Below are 18,197 nucleotides of genomic sequence, written 5' to 3'. Positions count from 1 at the left end.
TGCTGAAGCCTTAGGGTGCAAAACTCCTGAGACTAAGGTCCAGTTGAACAGCCGTAAGTTTGCCACAATCAAGATAAACCCGCTCAAGACTTACCCCCTCCCATACACATCCTCATACCGCACGATGTCGTCCCCGCCGAAATAACTTCCCGTCTGCACTTCGATAATTACCAGGGGTTCGGTTCCGGGGTTTTCCAGCCGGTGGACGGCGCCCAGAGGGATATAGACCGACTGGTTTTCGGTCAACACATCGACCTTCTCTCCCACGGTGACTTTGGCCACGCCCTGCACGACGATCCAGTGTTCGGCGCGGTGCTTGTGCGACTGCAGCGACAGCGCGCCGCCGGGGTCGACGCCGATGCGCTTCACGTGATAGCGCGGGCCGTTGCTCAGGCTTTCGAACCACCCCCAGGGCCGCCGGTCATGCGGAAAGGCGGCTGCCTGCCGGGCGCCACGCTGGCCGAGCGCCTGGGCCACCTCCTTCACCCGCTGGGCGGCGGAACTGTGCGCCACCAGCACCGCATCCGGCATGGCCACCGCCACGATGTCGCTGACCCCGATCGCCACCAGTTGCACGCTGTCCGCCTCGGAGCGGAGCAGGCTCCGCTCGCAATCCATGGCCAGCGCCGGGCCCGAGAGCACATTGCCACGCTCGTCGGCCTCGCTCTCCTGCCACACGGCGGTCCAGGAGCCGAGGTCCGACCAGCGGCCGTCATAAGGCATCACCACCAGGTTGGCGGCCTGCTCCATGATCGCGTAATCGAGGGAAATCGATGGCAGCGCCGACCATGGCCCGGCGGCGAGGGTCACGAAACCGCTGTCGCGCCGCGCCTCTTTCACCGCCGCGCGGGCCGGCGCCAGCATGGCCGGGGCATGCGCCGCGAAGGCCGCCACGATGGCCGAGGCGCGGAACAGAAAGATCCCGGCATTCCACAGGCAATCGCCGGACGCCAGCATGGCCGCAGCTGCGGTGGCGTCCGGCTTCTCCACGAAACTGGCAAGCGGCTGCGGGGCCGAGGCCGAGGCATCGCCGCCGGGCGCCAGCCTGAGATAGCCGTAGCCGGTTTCCGGCCTGTCCGGCCGGATGCCGAAGGTCACGATCGTGCCGGCCTCCGCGGCGGGCAGCGCCGCCATCACCGCCGCGCGGAAGCGGGGCGTTTCGGGAATTGCGTGGTCCGATGGAGCCACCAGCATCATGGCGTCCCCGCCCTGTTCGATCAGGTATAGCGCCGCGGCGAGAACGGCGGGTGCCGTGTTGCGCGGCTCCGGCTCCACCAGGATCGCCTGGGCGGCATGGCCGATCTCCCGCAGCTGCCGGGCGGCGATAAAGCGCAAGGGCTCGCCGCTCACCACCAGGGCCGGTGCGAAGCCGGGTCCGGACAACCGAAGGGCCGCGGCCTGGAACAGGGTTTCCTCGCCCAGAAGCGCCACGAACTGCTTCGGAAAGGCCTGCCGCGACAACGGCCAGAGCCTGGTGCCGCTGCCGCCGCACAACAATACTGGAACGATCACCGGCAACCTTCCGTCAATCACGCTGAGTTCCCTGCGCCATGATCGCGGCAAATGTCAACTGTCATGCTCTGGTTGGCTCTTCGCCGCCGTCGCGCGGGTGGCCAAGGCTCTAAAAGCTGCTGGATGAAAGTTCATTGGCAGGTCACACCCACCTCCAGAACCTACACCACGCCCGGGGACACGACCGCGCATAGCGCTTGCTGGTCTACCGTCTGTAGAATTCGGTTGAATGCCGGGGAACCGATGCCGAACGCCAAAACGCGACACGGGCGCGACCAGGCCGGGGGTGGCAGTTTCTGGCGCAAGGAGCTGCTTCGTAAAATATTGATACATTTGAAGAAAATGGCGCGCCCGACAGGATTCGAACCCATGACCCCCAGATTCGTAGTCTGGTGCTCTATCCAGCTGAGCTACGGGCGCTGACCAGCGCTGTCTTTAGTCCGCCGACTTGAGAAATGCAAGCGTGACGGGCGGGGGGCGCACCGCGGCGAAAGACAAAACCCTGGGATTTCACCCGGGGTTCATTCGTTTCAGCCTGAAGCTGACAGGACTTCTTGGAAGTCCATGCCTCCCATGCCGCCGCTCATGGCGCCTGTGGGCTTGTCCTTGGGCTTCCCGGCGATCATCGCTTCCGTGGTGATGAAGAGCGGGGTGACCGAGGCCGGGTCCTGAAGGGCGATGCGCACGGCCTTGGCCGGGTCGATGATGCCCTTGGGCACCACGTCGCAGTACTCTTCGTTCTGCGTATCGTCACCCTGGTGTCGGCCACTGGCAATACCGTGGTGGGTGCGCTGGACGGCGTCACCACCGGTCCGAACTTCTCCAGCTTCGGCACGTCCTCAGCCGTGTTTCGGATCGGCGCCGTCTCCGAAGCCACGGTGTTCAATTCATCTCTCTCCACCGCCAACCGCCAGACCCTGGAACGCAACCAGGGCGGCTGTAGCGGGATCACGATGCCGTAGCGGGCAGCGGCCGTCTGGCGCTCTTCCGGAGCCCGGAACTTCCGCCGAAGAACGTGATCCGAAGCGCATTGCCATATGATGAGGATAAGCCCAGCCCGCCTTCCGCAGAGCCGCCGCATTGCGGCAGTCCCGCGCCCGGTTGAATGCAGTCTCCTCCAGCGCGTTGTTGACAATAATCCCAAGCCTGCCTCTTGGAGGCTCGTGGAAGAGTCCACGGGCTCTTTCAGTTCATGTTGCTTCGCGTTCGGCCACCCGAGAGTGGATCAGCTTAGCCATACCAAGAAGCCCGCCATCTCCAGTGGGCTATTCACCGAAATTGATCCGTATACGGTGTTCAGGCCTGGCGCTTGCCGAGTTCGGTCATCCAATTGCTGCCGCCGCTGCGCTTCGGGGCCTGGGAGCCGCCAGTGCTGCCGCCGTCGTGCTTCGGCTGATGAGGCTTCGCACCCTGCGGCTTCTGGCCCTGCGGCTTGCCGCTGCTCTGCTTCTGGCCTTGGGCGCCGCCGTGGTTGCGGTTGGGCTTCTGGCCTCTGGTGTGGGGCTTTCCGCCCTGCGGCTTGTCCTTCACCGGGTTCCAGCCGAAGGTCGGGGCAAGCTGCTGAACGCCCCTGAGGCCGAGCGCGTGTTCCACCACCGGCACCTGGGCGCGGATGGTCTTCTCAATGTCGCGCAGCAGGCCACGGTCCTCCGGCGTGCAGAAGGCGATGGCCGAACCATCGGCCCCGGCGCGCGCCGTGCGGCCGATGCGGTGGACGTAGGATTCCGGCACATGCGGCAGATCGTAGTTCACCACGTGGGACACGCCATCGACGTCGATGCCGCGCGCGGCGATGTCGGTTGCCACCAGCACCAGCACCTTGCCAGCCTTAAAGCCCGCCAGCGCACGCTCGCGGTTGTTCTGGCTCTTGTTGCCGTGAATGGCGGCGGCGGTGAAGCCCGCGCTGGAGAGATGCTTCATCACCTTGTCGGCGCCGTGCTTGGTGCGGGTGAACACCAGCGTGCGGGTCATGTTGTTGTCCTTGAGCAGCTCCGCCAGAAGCTTGGCCTTGTTGGCGGGGTCGACATGGATGACCGACTGGTTGACACGCTCGGCGGTGGTGGCGACAGGCGCCACCTCGACGCGCACCGGGTCGGTGAGCAGCTTGTCGGCAAGGCCCGCGATCTCCTTCGGCATGGTGGCCGAGAAAAACAGGTTCTGGCGCTGGGCCGGCAGCATGCCCGTGATCTTGCGGATGGCATGGATGAAGCCCAGGTCGAGCATCTGGTCGACTTCGTCAAGGACGAAGATCTCGACCTTGGCCAGTGTCAGCGCCTTGCGCTCGATCAGGTCCACGAGGCGGCCGGGCGTGGCCACCACGATGTCGACGCCGCCCCTGAGGATGTCGATCTGCTTGTTCAGCGACACGCCGCCGAAGACGACGGCGCGCGACACTTTCAGGAACTTGCCATAGACACGGAAGCTCTCGCCGATCTGGGCGGCGAGCTCACGCGTGGGAGAGAGGATCAGCGCCCGGCAGGCGCCGCGCGCAGCGCGCTCGGGGTGAGCGGCCAGTTTCTGCAGGATCGGCAGCGCGAAGGCAGCCGTCTTGCCGGTGCCGGTCTGGGCGATGCCGAGCAGATCCTTGCCTGCGAGCAGGCTGGGGATCGACTGGGCCTGGATGGGGGTTGGCTTCTCGTAACCCTCGGCGGCAAGCGCGCGGAGCAGGGGTTCGGAGAGGTTGAGGTCGGTAAAACTGGTCACTTGTATTTCTTCTTTCGGTCTTCGGAGCATGAGTGGGCAGCGCAAGCCATGTCCGAAGTGCGAGGATCAGGGAATCTGATCCAGGCCGGGCGGGCGCTGAAACCTACCCACGTGAAAGGTATGTTCGGGAGTGTCGCTTGCTGTTGGGCCAGAACGGCTGCAGCTTGGCTGCGCCTCACGTATTCCTATCGGCCTCGAGCGACCCGATCCATATGGGCGTGTTGCGGTGCGATGTCAAAGTATTCTTTCGGCCACCAGTTGCGGCAGCTCGGCCATCTTTGCGAAAGCGGTGCGGGCGCCGGCGGCGAGCAGCTTCTGCGCCTGCTCCTCGGGGTGCGGGTGGGTGCCGGTGAAGCCCAGCACCTGGCAGCCCGCCCGGTGCGCCGCCGTAACACCCGTCACCGAGTCTTCCACCACGATGCAATTCTCCGGCGCGTAGCCCGCGCGGCGGGCGGCCTCGACGAACACGTCAGGCTCCGGCTTGCCGCGCGCGACGTGTTCGAAGGTGGTGATGCGGTTGCCGAAGAAACGGCTGAGGCCAGTGATGCGCAGCGCAGTATCGACTCGCTCCAATGGAGAGTTCGAGGCGACACTGAAGCGCTGCGGCCCGAGGGCTTCCAGTGCCTGCTCGACACCGTCGACGGCGCGCAGGTCGGTTTCGTAGAGCTTCAGGAGCCGCAGGTCCTTTTGGGTGGAGGCATCGGCGGGGAAGGCCGCACCGAACTCCCGGCGCATCTCCTCCAGCATCGCCGCAAAGGTTTTCCCGACGAAGCGCCGATGCGCTTCCGCCTCGCTCATGACGACGCCGTTCTCAGCGAGAATCGCAACATCCACACGCATCGACAAAGGCTCGGAATCGACGAGCACACCATCGCAATCGAAGATGAGATGCGCCACGCGGGGTCAGCCCTTCCGCGCGAGCTTCGCATGGGCGGTCGCCGCCGCCATCCCCGCTGCCACGAAGATCACGAAGGCGATGACCCCGTTCACCAGCATGTCATGGGTCCTGAACAGTAACACGGCCACCGCCAGCGCGATGCCGGCGAGTGTGGTGAGGATCTGGACAATCTGGGCGGTGGACATGGGCTGGCTTTAGAAGGGTTCCGCCGCAAGGGCAACCTCACGCGCCGAGGTGCCTGAATTCCTTCAGCACCTGCTCATAGACGGGCCGCTTGAAGGGCACGATCAGCTCCAACAGCTCATCCATGCGGGCCCAGCGCCACCGGTCGAATTCCTGGCTGTGGCCGGGCGGGGCCAGATCGATTTCAGAGTCGTCCCCGATGAAGCGCAGGACCAGCCATTTCTGGGTCTGGCCGCGATACTTGCCGTTCCAGGATTTGCCGATCAGGTGCTCCGGCAGGTCATAGGTGTACCAGTGGGCGGACTCGGCGATGATCTCGGCGGAAGTGACAGCGGTTTCCTCGGCCAGTTCGCGGCGCGCGGCGGCGCGCACGTCTTCGCCCTTGTCGATGCCGCCCTGCGGCATCTGCCACCAGTGGCCCTTGCCCTCGTCATTCTGCTTGTCGAAGCGGCGGCCGATCCACACGAGACCCGCCTTGTTGATCAGCATGACGCCGACGCAGGGGCGGTAGGCGGCGATCTCGCCGCGCTTTGCCATCAGGTCGCTCGTCCCTTGTAGGCGGCGCTCACCGGCACCAGAAGTATGCCCTTCTGCTGCAAGGTCTTGGCCCATTCGGCGACGGTTTCAATGGTGACGTCGAGGCCCGACCCGGTGGCGATCGCCGAACCGTTCTCGGCGGCCTCCTGCTCGAGCTTCGCCAGGGCTGCCTTGATGGCCGCCGATGTGGGCTCGGCATCGATCACCAGCCTGGCGCGCTGGACCGGCAGGCGCAGCTCCTGTCCAAGTTTCGATGACAGCGTCATGCTCACGCTGCCGTCCTCAAGATAGACGAGGCCGCGGGCCTTCACTTCCTTCATTACCGGCCGCAGGGCATCCTCGGTCACCAGCAGCCGGGCGCCCATGTAGTTGGTGATGCCGGAATAGCCGGCAAAACGGCTCATCAGCCATTTGAGCGCGGCAAGATTCTGCTCGGGCTTCGCATCGGTCAGCAGCGTGCTGGGTCCGGGGTTGGCGCCCGGGTAGCCCACCGGCTCCATGGGCACCTGCAGCAGGATTTCGTGTCCCCCGGCGCGCGCGGCATTGACCTGGGACTGGAGGTTTTCGCCATAGGGGGCGAAGCCCAGCGTCACGTCGCCCGGCAGCAGCTCGACCGCCTTCTTCGTCAGCCGTGCGTTGATTCCCATGCCGCCCAGCACAAGCGTGATCTTCGGCCAGTCGGAATGGACGACAGAGAGCGGCATCACCTGCGAATAGACGTCGAAGGGCGTCTTGCCACCCGAAGCGATGCGCGGCAATGGACCCTGGTCCGTCTTTTCCGTCACCGCTTCGACCGGCGCCTTCTTCAGTGGCCGGTGCGGCGGCACGACGATCATTGCCTCGTGCTTTTCCGGCGCCATGGCGTCCTCCGGGGCAATGTCCTCCACTTGGGCGGCGGGCATCTGTCCGGCATCGTCTATCTGCTCGCCGCCGATAATCTCGATGGCGTTCGGGTCGATGGGGTCAGCGGGGCCTTGATCCCGGGCGTCGGCCTCCGCGTCGTCGGCAGGGGTGATGGAGGAGGTGATGATCTCGGCCTGTTCCGGGATCGCGGCCACGACCACAGGTTCGCCGGTTCCCGGTGGGGGCGGGCGGGAAAGCCATAGGCCGGCGCTCGCGAAGCCCAGCGCCACAACGCCAGACATCATCACCAGCGCGGGCGGGCACCGGCGCCACAGGCGCTGCGCGGGGCTGAGCCGCTTCAGCGGCTGGCGCATCTCGTTACGGGACATGATTCTGTTCGTTAAGCATGATTCGGTTGCCACCGACTTTCGGGTCAGCACCGTTAACGACCTGTTAATCCTGATCAGAAAGTTGATGAAACCGCCGCCAAGTGACAACAAAATACCCGGCGCTGGGCCGGGTATCTTCGACCGGTAACGCTGAGGTTCAGTTCGCGGTGGTGTCCGGCGTGGCGCCGTCCTTCGGCTTCTCGTCCTTGGGCTTGGCGTTGGACACGACCTTCACCCCGTTGAGGAAGTCGATCGCCGCCTTGAGCTGCAGGTCCTTGGTCTTGTCTTCCGGAACGTAAGCCGAGGAGCCGCCGCCCTCGTCGCCGCCCGCCTCGTTGGAGAGGTGGCCCCTGAGGCCGGCCTCGCCCTCGGTCGAGACGTTCTTGTCCTTCAGCTCCGGCGGCAGTTCTTCTTCGATCACGATGTCGGCGTCGATGCCCTTGGCCTGGATCGAGCGGCCCGATGGCGTGTAGTAGCGCGCTGTGGTGAGGCGCAGCGCGCCATCGCCACCGAGCGGGATGATGGTCTGCACCGAGCCCTTGCCGAAGCTCCTGGTGCCGATCAGCGTAGCGCGCTTGTGGTCCTGCAGCGCGCCCGACACGATTTCGGAGGCAGAGGCCGAACCGCCGTTGATCAGCACCACGACGGGTTTGCCGTTGGCGAGGTCGCCCTTGGTGGCGTTGAAGCGCTGCGTTTCGTCGGCGTGGCGCCCGCGGGTCGACACGATCTCGCCCTTGTCGAGGAAGGTGTCGGAGACCGAGATCGCCATGTCGAGCAGGCCGCCCGGATCGTTGCGCAGGTCGATGATGTAGCCCTTCACCTTGTCGCCGAGCGTGGTGCGGAAGTGGTCCATCGCCTTTTCGAGGCCTTCCTGCGTCTGCTCCGTGAAGGAGGAGATGCGGATGTAGCCGATGCTGCTGTCCTCGACCGAATACTTCACCGACTGCACGCGGATCTTGTCGCGCGTCAGCTTCTGGTCGAAGGGGTCCTTCTTGTCGCGCACGATGGTGAGCGTGATGTCGGTGCCGATCTTGCCGCGCATCTTTTCGACGGCGTCGTTCAGTGTCATGCCCTGCACGTCCGCGCCGTCGATCTTGACGATCAGGTCATTGGCCATCAGGCCGGCCTTCGAGGCGGGCGTGTCGTCGATGGGCGAGACCACCTTGATCACGCCGTTCTCCATCGTCACCTCGATGCCGAGCCCGCCGAACTCGCCGCGCGTCTGCACGCTCATTTCGGCGAACTGCTTCTTGTTCATATAGCTTGAGTGCGGGTCGAGCGAGGCGAGCATGCCGTTGATGGCGGCCTCGATCATCTGCTGCTCGTCGGGCTCCTCGACATAATCGGCGCGCACCCGGTCGAACACATCGCCGAAGAGGTTCAGTTGCTTGTAGGTGTCGGCATTGGAGGAGGCCGCGCCGGCCACGCCGAAGGCCTGCCACAACAGAGAGGCGGAGACCGCACCCGCCAGCACCAGGCCGAAATTCTGCAACCGCGTATTCTTCGTCATCCACTCGCCTCTTTCAAACCGCCGATCCACCAAGGACCTGAATCAATGGCCTCTGTGCCATCCCGGAATTCGATATATAGCACTGGCCTACCGTCCGGCACCACATCACCGAAAAGTGTGACGGAAGCAGGGCCGGATCCCATTTCGCCGACGGGCTCCCCCGCCCGCAGGAACTCTCCCACGCCCGCCGTGACCTTGTCCATCCCCGCTAGCAATAAGCGATAGCCGCCACCCGGGTTCAATATGACAACTTTTCCATAAGACCTAAAGGGGCCTGCGAACTCCACCTTGCCATCGGCCGGCGCCGTCACCTGGGCATTGGCGCTGGTGGCGATCATCAGCCCTTGCGTGTCGCGGCCCAGCCCGTCCGGCTCGCCAAAGCGGCGGACGATGGACCCTTGCGCTGGGAAGGCCAGCTTGCCCCGGGCATCGGGGAAGGCAAGCCTGGGCTGGCGCAGCAGGGCCTCTTGGCTCTCACGCTGCCGCTGTTCCGCGGCCTTGGCGGCCTCCTGCTGCTGGCGCTGGGCCTCGAGGTTGGCAAGCAACTGCTTCAGCGACTTCGCCTTCTCGGCCAGTTCCGCCATGCGCTGGCGCTCGGCCTCGAGTTCAGCCGTGCCCTGGCTCACCAGGGCCTTCTTCTGCGTCACGAGGTCCTTCAGCGCGGCGCGCTCGCCGTTGAGCCGCGCGATCTCGCGGGAGACGTCCTCCTTGCGGGTGGCGATGGTTGCCTCGAGCGCCTTCAGCTGGTCGAGCTTGGCGGCGAGGGCTTTGGCTTCGTCCTGGAGTTCGGGGGCAATGGTGCCGAGCAACATGGCGCCGCGCAGGGCGGACAGAATGTCGCCGGGATCGACCACGAGGGCAGGCGGCGGGTTCTGTTCCAGCCGCTGCAGACCGGCGAGGAGTTCCGACAGAACGTCCTGCTTCTCGCCCAGCGCGGTGAGGATTTCGGCGCGGTCCTGGCGGAGCTTCGCCAGGCCCCTTTCGCTCTGCGCCACGGCGTTTTCTTGCGACTGGATCGACCGGGCGATGGCTGAGAGCTTGGCGGCAATCGCCTCCTGCGCCTGAACCGCGGCGGCGATTTCGCCGGCGATGCGCGCCTCATTGGCCTTTCCGCTCTCGATTTGCTGGCTCAGCGTGTCGAGCTGTTGCTGCTCCTGGGCATGGGCGGGCCCGCCCCGGAACATGAGCGCCAGCGCCAGAAGAGCCGTCGAAGTTGCAAGGTGCCGCATGGGTCCGGCGGTGGGTCCTGCGTTGACATCAGCCGAGCGAGCTGCTTCCCACAGCTTTGTGCGCCGGTCGATTTACAATCCGTTAATCATGACGGGCCAGCCCGGCCCTTACTTGTCTTTACAATTTCTGATTTGACTTGATTGGGTTTCGCCGGGCACTAAAACCCCATGCACAGTCCGCGATCACTGGCCCTGCAGCGCCTTGGCCCGCTGGCACAGCTACCCGGCGTTCTGGCAAGCTATGGCGTCAGCCTTGATGCGGTGCTGGAAGGGCTTTCGCTCAGTGCCGCAGACCTACGCGCGGACAATCAACTGACGATCTCCACCATTTCCGCCATGCTTGACCGCGCGGCCGCCTATCCCGGACTGGAGCACATCGGCCTGCTGATCGTCCAGGCGCAGAACCACACGGTGCTGGGCCCCGTCGGCCAGCTGATGCTGAGCTGCGAGACGCTGGGCAGTGCGCTGGGTACATTCGTGATGCTGCAGATGGCCAACTCCACGGCGGGCGCCGCCTATCTTCACCCGGTGGGTGAAGACCATGCGCTGGGCTTTGGAATCTATGCGCCAGACCTTCCCTCAAGTCATATCTATGACGCCTCGGCTGCGATAGGTCACAATATGGTGCGTGACCTGACGGGTGGCGCGGTCCGGCCCGCCGAGGTGCTGCTTGGCAGGCCCGCACCCCGCAACCCGGAACCCTATCGGCGGTTCTTCGGCTGCCCGGTTCGCTTCAATGAGGGCCAGAACTGCCTCATCCTGCCGGGCCGCAGCCTGGGCTTCCGGCTGCCCAGCGCGGATGCCAAGCTGCGCGAGCGCCTTATCAGTGCCCTGCAACAGCAGATCGCCCAGCAGCAGCAAGGCTTTGCACCCCGTGTGCGGCATGCCATCCGGCCGCTTCTTGTGGCCGGCGATGCCTCGCACAAGCGCGTGGCTGCCCACCTCAACCTTCACCCCCGCACCATGGGGAGAAGGCTGGAGGAGGAGGGCATCACTTTCGAACAGCTGAAGGACGAGGTGCGCCTTGCCGTCGCCCGCGAGTTGCTGGCCCGCACCGCGATGGCCGTGTCAGACGTCGCAGGTTCGCTCGGCTATGCCACGCCCAGCGCCTTCGTCCGCGCCTTCCGCCGCTGGACGGGAACCTCGCCCTCCGCCTGGCGGCGGCAGAGCGAGCACACGGCCTCCGGCTGACAGGTCCTGTCGCGAAAAGGCAAGCATCCGGAGCGGAGTCGATCTATCCTTTCCGACGAGTTGCAGGATGGAGGATGGCATGAAGCCCCGTTTCGCCCTACTGGCCGTGATCGGCCTCGTCATGTTTTGCGGCAGTGCCCAGGCTCAGCAGGTCACCGGTACGCCGGGGTCTCCCAGCGCCACCACCACCATCAGCGGCGAGCAACTGCCCGCGCCGGCGCCGCCCTTCGGCGGGGTCATCAAGGATAACGCGCTTCAGTCCACGCCTTGGTGGGCGCCGCGCATCGTGCCGCCCAAACAGGCGCCCAACGTGCTGCTCATCATGACGGACGACTCCGGCTATGGCGTGCCCTCCACCTTCGGCGGCGTCATTCCCACCCCCGCGCTCGACCGCGTGGCCGCGGCGGGCCTGCGCTATACCCAGATGCATTCGACCGCGCTGTGCTCGCCCACCCGCGCCGCCCTCATCACCGGCCGCAACCACCACTCGGCGGGGTTCGGCGTGATCTCGGAACAGTCGACGGGCTTCCCCGGCTACAATTCGATCATCGGCAAGAACATGGCCACCATCGGCCGCATCCTGAAGGACAATGGCTACGCCACCTCGTGGTTCGGCAAGGATCACAATGTGCCGGCTTTCCAGGCCAGCCAGGCCGGGCCCTTCGACCAGTGGCCGATCGGCATGGGCTTCGAATATTTTTATGGCTTCGTGGGTGGCGACACCAACCAGTGGCAGCCCAACCTGTTCCGCAACACCACGCAGATCTTCCCCTTCCAGGGCAAACCCGGCTGGAACCTGACGACCGCCATGGCGGATGACGCCATCGATTATCTCAACCGCATGAACCAGACGGCGCCGTCCAAGCCCTTCTTCCTCTATTACGTGCCGGGCGGCACCCATGCGCCGCACCACCCGACGCAGGAGTGGGTGGACAAGATCCAGGCCATGCACCTGTTCGACGACGGCTATGAAAAGCTGCGTGAACGGATCTTCGCCAACCAGAAGAAGCTCGGCGTCATCCCGCAGGATGCCAAGCTCTCGCCATGGCCTTCGGACCTCTTGAAGCCGTGGGACCAGACGACGGATGACGAGAAGAAGCTGTTCATCCGCCAGGTCGAGGTGTTCGCCGCCTATGCGGCCTACACCGACCACGAGATCGGCCGCGTCATCCAGGCGGTCGACGACATGGGCAAGCTCGACAACACGCTGATCGTCTACATCAACGGCGACAATGGCACGTCCGCCGAGGGCGGCCCGCTCGGCACGCCCAACGAGGTCGCCTTCTTCAATGGCCTCAACATGCTGCCCGTCGACGTGCAGATGAAGTTCTATGACGTGTGGGGCACCGACAAGACCTACAACCACATGTCGGCTGCCTGGTCCTGGGCCTTCGACACGCCGTTCAGCTGGTTCAAGCAGATCGCCTCGCATCTGGGCGGTGTCAGGCAGGGCATGGCCGTGTCGTGGCCTGGCCACATCGACGACGTGGGCGGCATCCGCAGCCAGTTCGCGCATGTGATCGACGTGGTGCCGACCATCCTCGAAGCCGCGGGCATTGCCGCGCCGCAAGTCGTGGACGGCATCGAACAGGCGCCGATCGAAGGCACCAGCTTCGCCTATACCTTCGACAAGGCGAACGCGGCTGTGCCATCGCGCCATTCCGTCCAGTATTTCGAAATGATGGGCGATCACGCCATCTACAAGGATGGCTGGCTGCTCTCCACCAAGGTGAAGCGCGCGCCGTGGGAGGCCTTCGGACCCGCCAATCCGGACCCGCTCAACAATGTCGAGTGGGAGCTCTACGACCTCAACACCGATTATTCGCAGGTGACGGACATCGCCGCGCAGAATTCTGACAAGGTCGCGGAGCTGAAGCAGGTGTTCTACGAAGAGGCGAAGAAATACAACGTGCTGCCGCTCGATGCCTCGGTTGCCGCACGCATCGTGGCGCCGCGGCCCAACATCACCGCGGGGCGCGATACTTTCGTCTATACCACGCCCATGGTGGGCCTGCCGCAGGGCGACTCGCCCTTGCTGCTCAACACGTCTTACACGGTGACGGCGGAGATCGAGGTGCCGGAAGGCGGCGCCGAAGGCATGATCCTCACCTCCGGTGGACGTTTCGGCGGCTATGGCTTTTACCTCCTTCAGGGCAAGCCGGTCTGGACGTGGAACATGGTGGACCTGAAGCGCATCAAATGGCAGGGACCGGACGCGTTGACGCCTGGCAAGCACACGCTGGTCTTCGACTTCAAGTATGACGGGCTGGGTGCCGGCACGCTGGCCTTCAATGACTTCAGCGGCGTCGGCCGGCCTGGCACCGGCACGCTGTCGGTCGACGGCAAGGTGGTCGCCACCCAGACGATGGAGAAAACACTGCCCATGATCCTGCAGTGGGATGAAAGCTTCGACGTGGGCTCGGATACGCTCACCCCCGTCGACGATTCCGACTACCAGACGCCCTTCCCGCTCACCGCCAAGCTCGACAAGCTGACGGTGAAGCTCGACCGGCCGGTGCTCAGCGCAGCCGACGAGGAAATGCTCCGCAACAAGATGATGCAGAAGGATTGAACGGGATGAATTTCGAAGAGAACATGCAAGTCAAGGCAGTCGGTCGCCGTGGTCTGATGGGCCTGTCGGTGGCTGCCGCCGCGGCCGCCCTGGCGGCCGCGCGTCCGGCGCGGGCGGAGGACGCCAAGCCGATGCTGATGTTCGTCCAGCTGTCAGGCGGCGTGAAGGTCGACGAGGCGGCCAAGACCGTGCGTCTCGTCAATGTCACGCCCCATACCCTCTACTTCGCCGACCGGCCGGAGCGGCTTGCGGGCCATATCAGGATGGACGCCTACCTCGAGGAGTGGACGTCGAAGGCCGGCAAGGACAATTTCGCGGCCGACCCGCCCAATGCCGCTCTCTCGGTTTATGAAGAGGGGCAGAGCAACAATACCCTCGCCATCGTCGAAATCCTCGATCCGCGGATGGACGGCAAGGACCTCGTCTACACCTACAAGCTCGTCAGCGGAAAGCCGCCGGCCACGGGCGGTGAAACAGCGCTGTTCATCGACTGGATCGGGGTCGGCGGTGGCGTTGGCGTCGGCTTCCACGGCGTGGGCGTGGGTGTCAGGGGCCCGGGCATCCGCTGATCCGCAGCCGGAAGCAGACCCTCGGCCGCTGGTGAATTCATGGACGTGCAGGCTCGACGGCCCCGCTCCGCAACTGTAAAGACAAACTCGTAATCCGGGCGCGCATCAGCTGATTGCCCTCTCAGGGAGAAGGAAAGAATGATCACTCGCAGGACCTTTCTTGCCGGTCTGACGCTCGGCGTGGCCGCCATCGCGCTCACCGGCTGCCAGATCGACACGCGCACGCCGATCAAGGTGTCGCAGATCCTGGAAGTGGCGCGCTCGGGCGTGCCCTCGCCGGTCGCCGCCGCCATCACCGGCCAGTTCATAACACCGGCCTGGTGCAAGGACGAGGGTGTCATGGCTGTCGAGACCATCTCGACGCCGGACGTGCCGCTGCAGCTCCAGGCCTGCGCGCCAGGCGGCAGCACCGGCGCTATCGGCACCTTCCAGATGGCCACCAATCTGATCAAGACCGACGGCGGCCAGACCGATGCGGCGATCCTCGCCAATGTGCTGGGCGGCGACAATGCCCGCTTCGCCGTGTTCAAGCACGACAAGCACGGGCGCGACTTGCTCTCGGTCGGCCTGTTCCTCAACGTGCCGCAGCTGCAGGCCAACCAGCAGAAGCTCATGGCCATGCCGGTCTACAAGCGCGGCGGCTATGACGGCAACGTGACCTTCACCTTCACGCTGGACATCATCAACGACACCGACAAGCCGGCGAATTTTTTCCTCACCGATGTCGACGCCGGCGGCGACTTGCCGTCTGACGAGGCAATCCTCACCATCCCGCCCGCCGGCATGGATACGGTAACGCTCGACGCCCAAACCCAGGCCAATCTCGGCACCCGCGGCTGGGTGAACTTCATGTCGCTTATCCTGAAGTAACGCGTTCCGGGGCTCCACAAGACGTCTTCTCTCGTGCGCGGGGGAAGACGCAGGGGGTATCTCTTTCATACCCTGTGATACGGGTGCCCCGCAATGACCGTCACTGCGCGGTAGAGTTGTTCGAACAACATCACCCGCACCAGCCGGTGCGGCCAGGTCATGGGGCCGAAGCTCATCAGCAGTCCGGCATTGCCGCGCAGTTCCGGCGCATGTCCGTCCGGTCCGCCGATCAGGAAGGCCATGTCGGCCGTTCCGCCGTCAAGGTGGCGGCGCAGCAGTTCGGCGAAGGCCTCGCTCGCCAGCGCTTTGCCGCGCTCGTCCAGAACTATGGTGAAGCACTTCGGCGCCAACGCCCCCGCAATGATGCGTCCTTCCCCGGCCATGCGGGCGGCGGGCGAGGAGGCCTGCGATTCATTGAATTCGGTGACTGCGATTTTGGAGATGCCGCATTTGCGGCCCAGGCCTTGCGTGCGGGTGAGATAGTCCTCGGCCAGGGATTTTTCGGGGCCGGGCTTCAGCCGCCCGGCCGCGATCACCTGCAGCTTCACATCGCGGCCCGGTCATCCGGCGCGCTGGCGGACAGAAGCTTTTCGAGATTGTAGAAGCTCCGCACCTCGGGCCGGAAGATGTGCACCACCACGTCGCCGGCATCGACCAGCACCCAGTCGCACTGCGGCATGCCTTCGATGCGCAGGTCGCGGTAGCCCTTTTCCTTCAACTTCTGCACAAGCTGATCGGCTATGGCGCCGACATGCCGGTTAGAGCGGCCGGAAGCCACAACCACGGCATCCGCCACGGCGCGCCGGTCATCGAGCGGGATCGACACGATCTGCTCCGCTTTGGCGTCGTCGAGCTGCGCCAGGATCACGTCCAGCGCGTTGACGGGCTTTGCCGCCTCCGCCTTGCGGCCGCGCGGCTTCCGCGGCTTCTTGGCGCGCGGCGCGTCTTCCAGAAGCTCGGCCGGAATCTCCGGCATGGGCTCCTTGGGCGGCAGATCTTTGGGGCGGGGCGCTGCCCGGAACGGCTTGGCTTCGGGTCTGGTCCGGCCGGCGGGCTTGCCCTTGCCAGCTGCAGGCCTCGCCTTGCTGGACGGCGGCTTCGCCTTGGGGGCAGCGGCCTTGTTGGCGGCAGGGCGGCTGCTCTTGGCAGCAGTTTTTTTCGCCGCGGGCTTATTGGCCGCGGACTTCCTGGCGGGCGCTTTCAGTGGTCTGGTCCTCGGTTCCGGTTACGTCTCTGCATGGATGCGAACGGCATGCTTGAAGGGTGAAACAACGAACCCGACGCTAAAGGGTTCGGCGCCACCGTTCAAGGGTCTCCCTTAGACGGCTTTCACCCTGGCGCGCTTTCTGATCGCCGTTGAACTTTCAGGTCTGAGCGGCATGGGGATGAAACACCAGGCGGGCGGGTTCGCCGTCACCAGCTTGGGTGCGAGATTGGTGGGGATCTGCGCTTCCGCAAAGCGCGTGGCCGCAGGCCCGCCTAGCGCCCGCAGCGAGAAGCCCGGCCGCGCAAGAACGGCGAGCGGGAGCGTTTCGGAAATTTCCAGCCAGTCGTGCCAGTGGTGCAGGTTAGCGAAGCTGTCTGCCCCCATGATCCACACGAATTGGGCGCGGCCGAGAAGCGGCTTCAGCCCGCGCAGCGTTTCCGCCGTGGTGCGCGCGCCCATCTGCTTCTCGATGTCGGTGACGGCGAAACGCGGGTGCTTCGAAACCTCGCGCGTGGAGGCGAGGCGCGCGGCGTATTCACCCGTCTCGGAGGGGTCCTTCAAGGGGTTCTGCGGCGAGACGAGCCACCACACCCAGTCCAGCTCCAGCCGCTTCAGCGCATAGAGCGCCACCATGTAGTGGCCGTAATGCGCGGGGTTGAAGGAGCCGCCGAACAGCCCAATCCGCTGGCCTTCGCCGAAAGCGGGCGCGCGCAGCATCATGGGCGCGTCTGCCCCGTGCCCCGCACCAGGTACTTGAAGGTGGTCAGCTGCTCGACGCCCACAGGCCCGCGCGCATGCAGCTTGCCCGTCGCGATGCCGATCTCGGCGCCGAAGCCGAACTCGCCGCCGTCGGCGAATTGCGTCGAGGCATTGTGCAGCACGATGGCGCTGTCGACTTCATTCAGGAATCGCTCGGCGGTCGCGGCATCCCCGGTGATGATCGAGTCGGTGTGCTTCGAGCCATAGCGCGCGATATGCGCCATCGCCGCGTCGACACCATCCACCACCTTCACCGAAATGATCGCGTCGAGATATTCGGTGGACCAGTCTTCCTCCGTCGCCGGCTTTACGCGGGTGTCGGCGGCTTGCGTGGCCTTATCGCCGCGCACTTCGCAGCCCGCATCGATCAGCGTACTGACGATCGGCTTCAGGTTCGCCTCCGCCGCCGCCCGGTCGATCAGGATCGTCTCGGCCGAGCCGCAGACGCCGGTGCGCCGCATCTTGGCGTTGAGGCAGATGGTCCGGGCCATCCCGGGGTCCGCGGCCTTGTCGACATAGACGTGGCAGATTCCCTCGAGGTGGCTGAAGACGGGCACGCGCGCATCGGCCTGCACCCGCGCCACGAGGCTCTTGCCGCCGCGCGGCACGATCAGGTCCAGCGTGCCGCCCAGACCCTCGAGCATCAGCCCCACGCAATCGCGGTCGGCGTTGGGCACCATTTGGATCGCGGTGCGCGGCAGGCCTGCAATGTCCAGCCCGCGCTGCAGGCAGGCGATGATGGCGCCGGAAGAATGAAAGCCATCCGTGCCGCCGCGCAGGATCGCCGCATTGCCGGACTTGAGGCAGAGGCCCCCCGCATCTGCCGTCACATTGGGCCGCGACTCATAGATGATGCCGATGACGCCGATCGGCACCCGCACGCGAGAAATCTCCAGCCCGTTGGGCCTGGTCCATTTCGACATCACCTTGCCCACGGGGTCGGGCAGGGCGGCGACTTCCTCCAACCCCCTGGCCATGGCTTCGAGCCGGCTTTCGTTCAGCGTCAACCGGTCGACGAAGCTGCTCTTCAGCTCCTTCGTCTTGGCGTTCTCGAGGTCACGCGCGTTCTCGGACAGGATGTCGGCGGCGGAGCGGCGGATCTTCGACGCCATGGCCATCAGCGCATCGTTTTTCTGTTTGGTTGGCGCGAGCGCCAGAACCTTCGCCGCTTCGCGCGCGGCGCGGCCCAGCGTCAGCATCAGCTCGCGGTTGGTCGTCATCTGGT

17 protein-coding genes, 1 tRNA gene and 1 pseudogene are annotated in these 18,197 nt (G+C 65.2%); 5 read left to right on the top strand and 14 right to left on the bottom strand.

Annotation, left to right across the window (positions count from 1 at the left end; genetic code table 11):
* Positions 1-90: 90 nt before the first annotated feature.
* From IOC82_RS03730 to IOC82_RS03720, 3 genes and pseudogenes are all read right to left on the bottom strand, one after another.
* Complete coding sequence (locus IOC82_RS03730; protein ID WP_290544837.1) at positions 91-1,533, bottom strand: mannose-1-phosphate guanylyltransferase/mannose-6-phosphate isomerase; 1,443 nt, start codon at positions 1,531-1,533, stop codon at positions 91-93.
* A 322-nt stretch (positions 1,534-1,855) separates the two neighbouring features.
* Positions 1,856-1,932, bottom strand: a tRNA-Arg gene (locus tag IOC82_RS03725).
* Between the two features lie 110 nt (positions 1,933-2,042).
* Positions 2,043-2,267: pseudogene (locus tag IOC82_RS03720) on the bottom strand (hypothetical protein); the annotation flags it as partial.
* A gap of 27 nt (positions 2,268-2,294) precedes the next feature.
* Between IOC82_RS03720 and IOC82_RS03715 the strand changes: the two are divergent.
* Positions 2,295-2,474, top strand: coding sequence for a hypothetical protein (locus tag IOC82_RS03715; RefSeq protein WP_290544836.1), 180 nt, complete (start codon positions 2,295-2,297; stop codon positions 2,472-2,474).
* 334 nt (positions 2,475-2,808) lie between these two features.
* On the opposite strand, the gene IOC82_RS03710 is transcribed toward IOC82_RS03715, so the two are convergent.
* From IOC82_RS03710 to IOC82_RS03680, 7 genes are all read right to left on the bottom strand, one after another.
* On the bottom strand, positions 2,809-4,215 hold the full coding sequence (locus IOC82_RS03710) for a DEAD/DEAH box helicase (protein WP_290544835.1): 1,407 nt from the start codon (positions 4,213-4,215) through the stop codon (positions 2,809-2,811).
* A 234-nt stretch (positions 4,216-4,449) separates the two neighbouring features.
* The gene (locus tag IOC82_RS03705; RefSeq protein WP_290544834.1) at positions 4,450-5,112 is read right to left on the bottom strand and encodes an HAD family phosphatase; all 663 of its coding nucleotides are present in this window, start codon (positions 5,110-5,112) and stop codon (positions 4,450-4,452) included.
* 6 nt (positions 5,113-5,118) lie between these two features.
* Positions 5,119-5,298, bottom strand: a complete 180-nt coding sequence (locus IOC82_RS03700; protein WP_290544833.1) for a DUF2964 family protein — start codon at positions 5,296-5,298, stop codon at positions 5,119-5,121.
* Between the two features lie 37 nt (positions 5,299-5,335).
* A complete protein-coding gene (locus IOC82_RS03695; RefSeq protein WP_290544832.1) occupies positions 5,336-5,833 on the bottom strand; it encodes an RNA pyrophosphohydrolase in 498 nt (165 codons plus the stop codon).
* Complete coding sequence (locus IOC82_RS03690; protein WP_290544831.1) at positions 5,833-7,065, bottom strand: divergent polysaccharide deacetylase family protein; 1,233 nt, start codon at positions 7,063-7,065, stop codon at positions 5,833-5,835. Before IOC82_RS03690 ends, IOC82_RS03695 begins: the two co-directional genes overlap by 1 nt.
* A 157-nt stretch (positions 7,066-7,222) precedes the next feature.
* Positions 7,223-8,575 (bottom strand): S41 family peptidase, encoded by a 1,353-nt coding sequence (locus tag IOC82_RS03685; protein ID WP_290544830.1) that lies wholly within the window; start codon positions 8,573-8,575, stop codon positions 7,223-7,225.
* Positions 8,572-9,804, bottom strand: a complete 1,233-nt coding sequence (locus IOC82_RS03680) for a peptidoglycan DD-metalloendopeptidase family protein (RefSeq protein ID WP_290544829.1) — start codon at positions 9,802-9,804, stop codon at positions 8,572-8,574. Before IOC82_RS03680 ends, IOC82_RS03685 begins: the two co-directional genes overlap by 4 nt.
* A 168-nt stretch (positions 9,805-9,972) precedes the next feature.
* On the opposite strand from IOC82_RS03680, the gene IOC82_RS03675 reads away from it, so the two are divergent.
* The 4 genes from IOC82_RS03675 to IOC82_RS03660 all read left to right on the top strand — a co-directional run bounded on the left by IOC82_RS03675 (position 9,973) and on the right by IOC82_RS03660 (position 15,006).
* Entirely contained in the window at positions 9,973-10,995 is a 1,023-nt protein-coding gene (locus IOC82_RS03675) for an AraC family transcriptional regulator (protein ID WP_290544828.1), read from the top strand.
* Between the two features lie 79 nt (positions 10,996-11,074).
* Positions 11,075-13,567 carry an arylsulfatase gene (locus tag IOC82_RS03670; RefSeq protein ID WP_290544827.1) on the top strand — a complete coding sequence of 831 codons (2,493 nt, stop codon included), beginning with the start codon at positions 11,075-11,077 and terminating at the stop codon, positions 13,565-13,567.
* Positions 13,568-13,572: 5 nt separating this feature from the next.
* On the top strand, positions 13,573-14,136 hold the full coding sequence (locus IOC82_RS03665; protein ID WP_290544826.1) for a hypothetical protein: 564 nt from the start codon (positions 13,573-13,575) through the stop codon (positions 14,134-14,136).
* Positions 14,137-14,274: 138 nt separating this feature from the next.
* A complete protein-coding gene (locus IOC82_RS03660; RefSeq protein WP_290544825.1) occupies positions 14,275-15,006 on the top strand; it encodes a twin-arginine translocation signal domain-containing protein in 732 nt (243 codons plus the stop codon).
* A 65-nt stretch (positions 15,007-15,071) separates the two neighbouring features.
* On the opposite strand, the gene rlmH is transcribed toward IOC82_RS03660, so the two are convergent.
* From rlmH to IOC82_RS03640, 4 genes are all read right to left on the bottom strand, one after another.
* Entirely contained in the window at positions 15,072-15,554 is a 483-nt protein-coding gene (gene rlmH, locus IOC82_RS03655; protein ID WP_290544824.1) for a 23S rRNA (pseudouridine(1915)-N(3))-methyltransferase RlmH, read from the bottom strand.
* A complete protein-coding gene (gene rsfS, locus IOC82_RS03650) occupies positions 15,551-15,982 on the bottom strand; it encodes a ribosome silencing factor (protein ID WP_290544823.1) in 432 nt (143 codons plus the stop codon). Before rsfS ends, rlmH begins: the two co-directional genes overlap by 4 nt.
* Before the next feature lie 342 nt (positions 15,983-16,324).
* A complete protein-coding gene (locus IOC82_RS03645) occupies positions 16,325-16,933 on the bottom strand; it encodes a nicotinate-nucleotide adenylyltransferase (protein WP_290544822.1) in 609 nt (202 codons plus the stop codon).
* On the bottom strand, positions 16,930-18,192 hold the full coding sequence (locus IOC82_RS03640; protein WP_290544944.1) for a glutamate-5-semialdehyde dehydrogenase: 1,263 nt from the start codon (positions 18,190-18,192) through the stop codon (positions 16,930-16,932). The genes IOC82_RS03645 and IOC82_RS03640 overlap by 4 nt, the downstream gene beginning before the upstream one ends.
* Between the last annotated feature and the right edge of the window lie 5 nt (positions 18,193-18,197).

The organism is Aestuariivirga sp. (assembly GCF_020252395.1).
GTDB lineage: Bacteria > Pseudomonadota > Alphaproteobacteria > Rhizobiales > Aestuariivirgaceae > Aestuariivirga.
The sequence above is the reverse complement of the archived record's forward strand: the minus strand, read 5'-3'. Positions and strand labels throughout refer to the sequence as shown.

Coding starts and splice junctions, on each gene's coding strand:
- rsfS (WP_290544823.1), bottom strand. CDS start 15,982: ATGCCGGAGATTCCGGCCGAGCTTCTGGAAGACGCGCCGCGCGCCAAG.
- IOC82_RS03660 (WP_290544825.1), top strand. CDS start 14,275: ATGATCACTCGCAGGACCTTTCTTGCCGGTCTGACGCTCGGCGTGGCC.
- IOC82_RS03670 (WP_290544827.1), top strand. CDS start 11,075: ATGAAGCCCCGTTTCGCCCTACTGGCCGTGATCGGCCTCGTCATGTTT.
- IOC82_RS03695 (WP_290544832.1), bottom strand. CDS start 5,833: ATGGCAAAGCGCGGCGAGATCGCCGCCTACCGCCCCTGCGTCGGCGTC.
- IOC82_RS03675 (WP_290544828.1), top strand. CDS start 9,973: ATGCACAGTCCGCGATCACTGGCCCTGCAGCGCCTTGGCCCGCTGGCA.
- IOC82_RS03685 (WP_290544830.1), bottom strand. CDS start 8,575: ATGACGAAGAATACGCGGTTGCAGAATTTCGGCCTGGTGCTGGCGGGT.
- IOC82_RS03680 (WP_290544829.1), bottom strand. CDS start 9,804: ATGCGGCACCTTGCAACTTCGACGGCTCTTCTGGCGCTGGCGCTCATG.
- IOC82_RS03665 (WP_290544826.1), top strand. CDS start 13,573: ATGAATTTCGAAGAGAACATGCAAGTCAAGGCAGTCGGTCGCCGTGGT.
- IOC82_RS03645 (WP_290544822.1), bottom strand. CDS start 16,933: ATGATGCTGCGCGCGCCCGCTTTCGGCGAAGGCCAGCGGATTGGGCTG.
- IOC82_RS03700 (WP_290544833.1), bottom strand. CDS start 5,298: ATGTCCACCGCCCAGATTGTCCAGATCCTCACCACACTCGCCGGCATC.
- IOC82_RS03640 (WP_290544944.1), bottom strand. CDS start 18,192: ATGACGACCAACCGCGAGCTGATGCTGACGCTGGGCCGCGCCGCGCGC.
- IOC82_RS03690 (WP_290544831.1), bottom strand. CDS start 7,065: ATGTCCCGTAACGAGATGCGCCAGCCGCTGAAGCGGCTCAGCCCCGCG.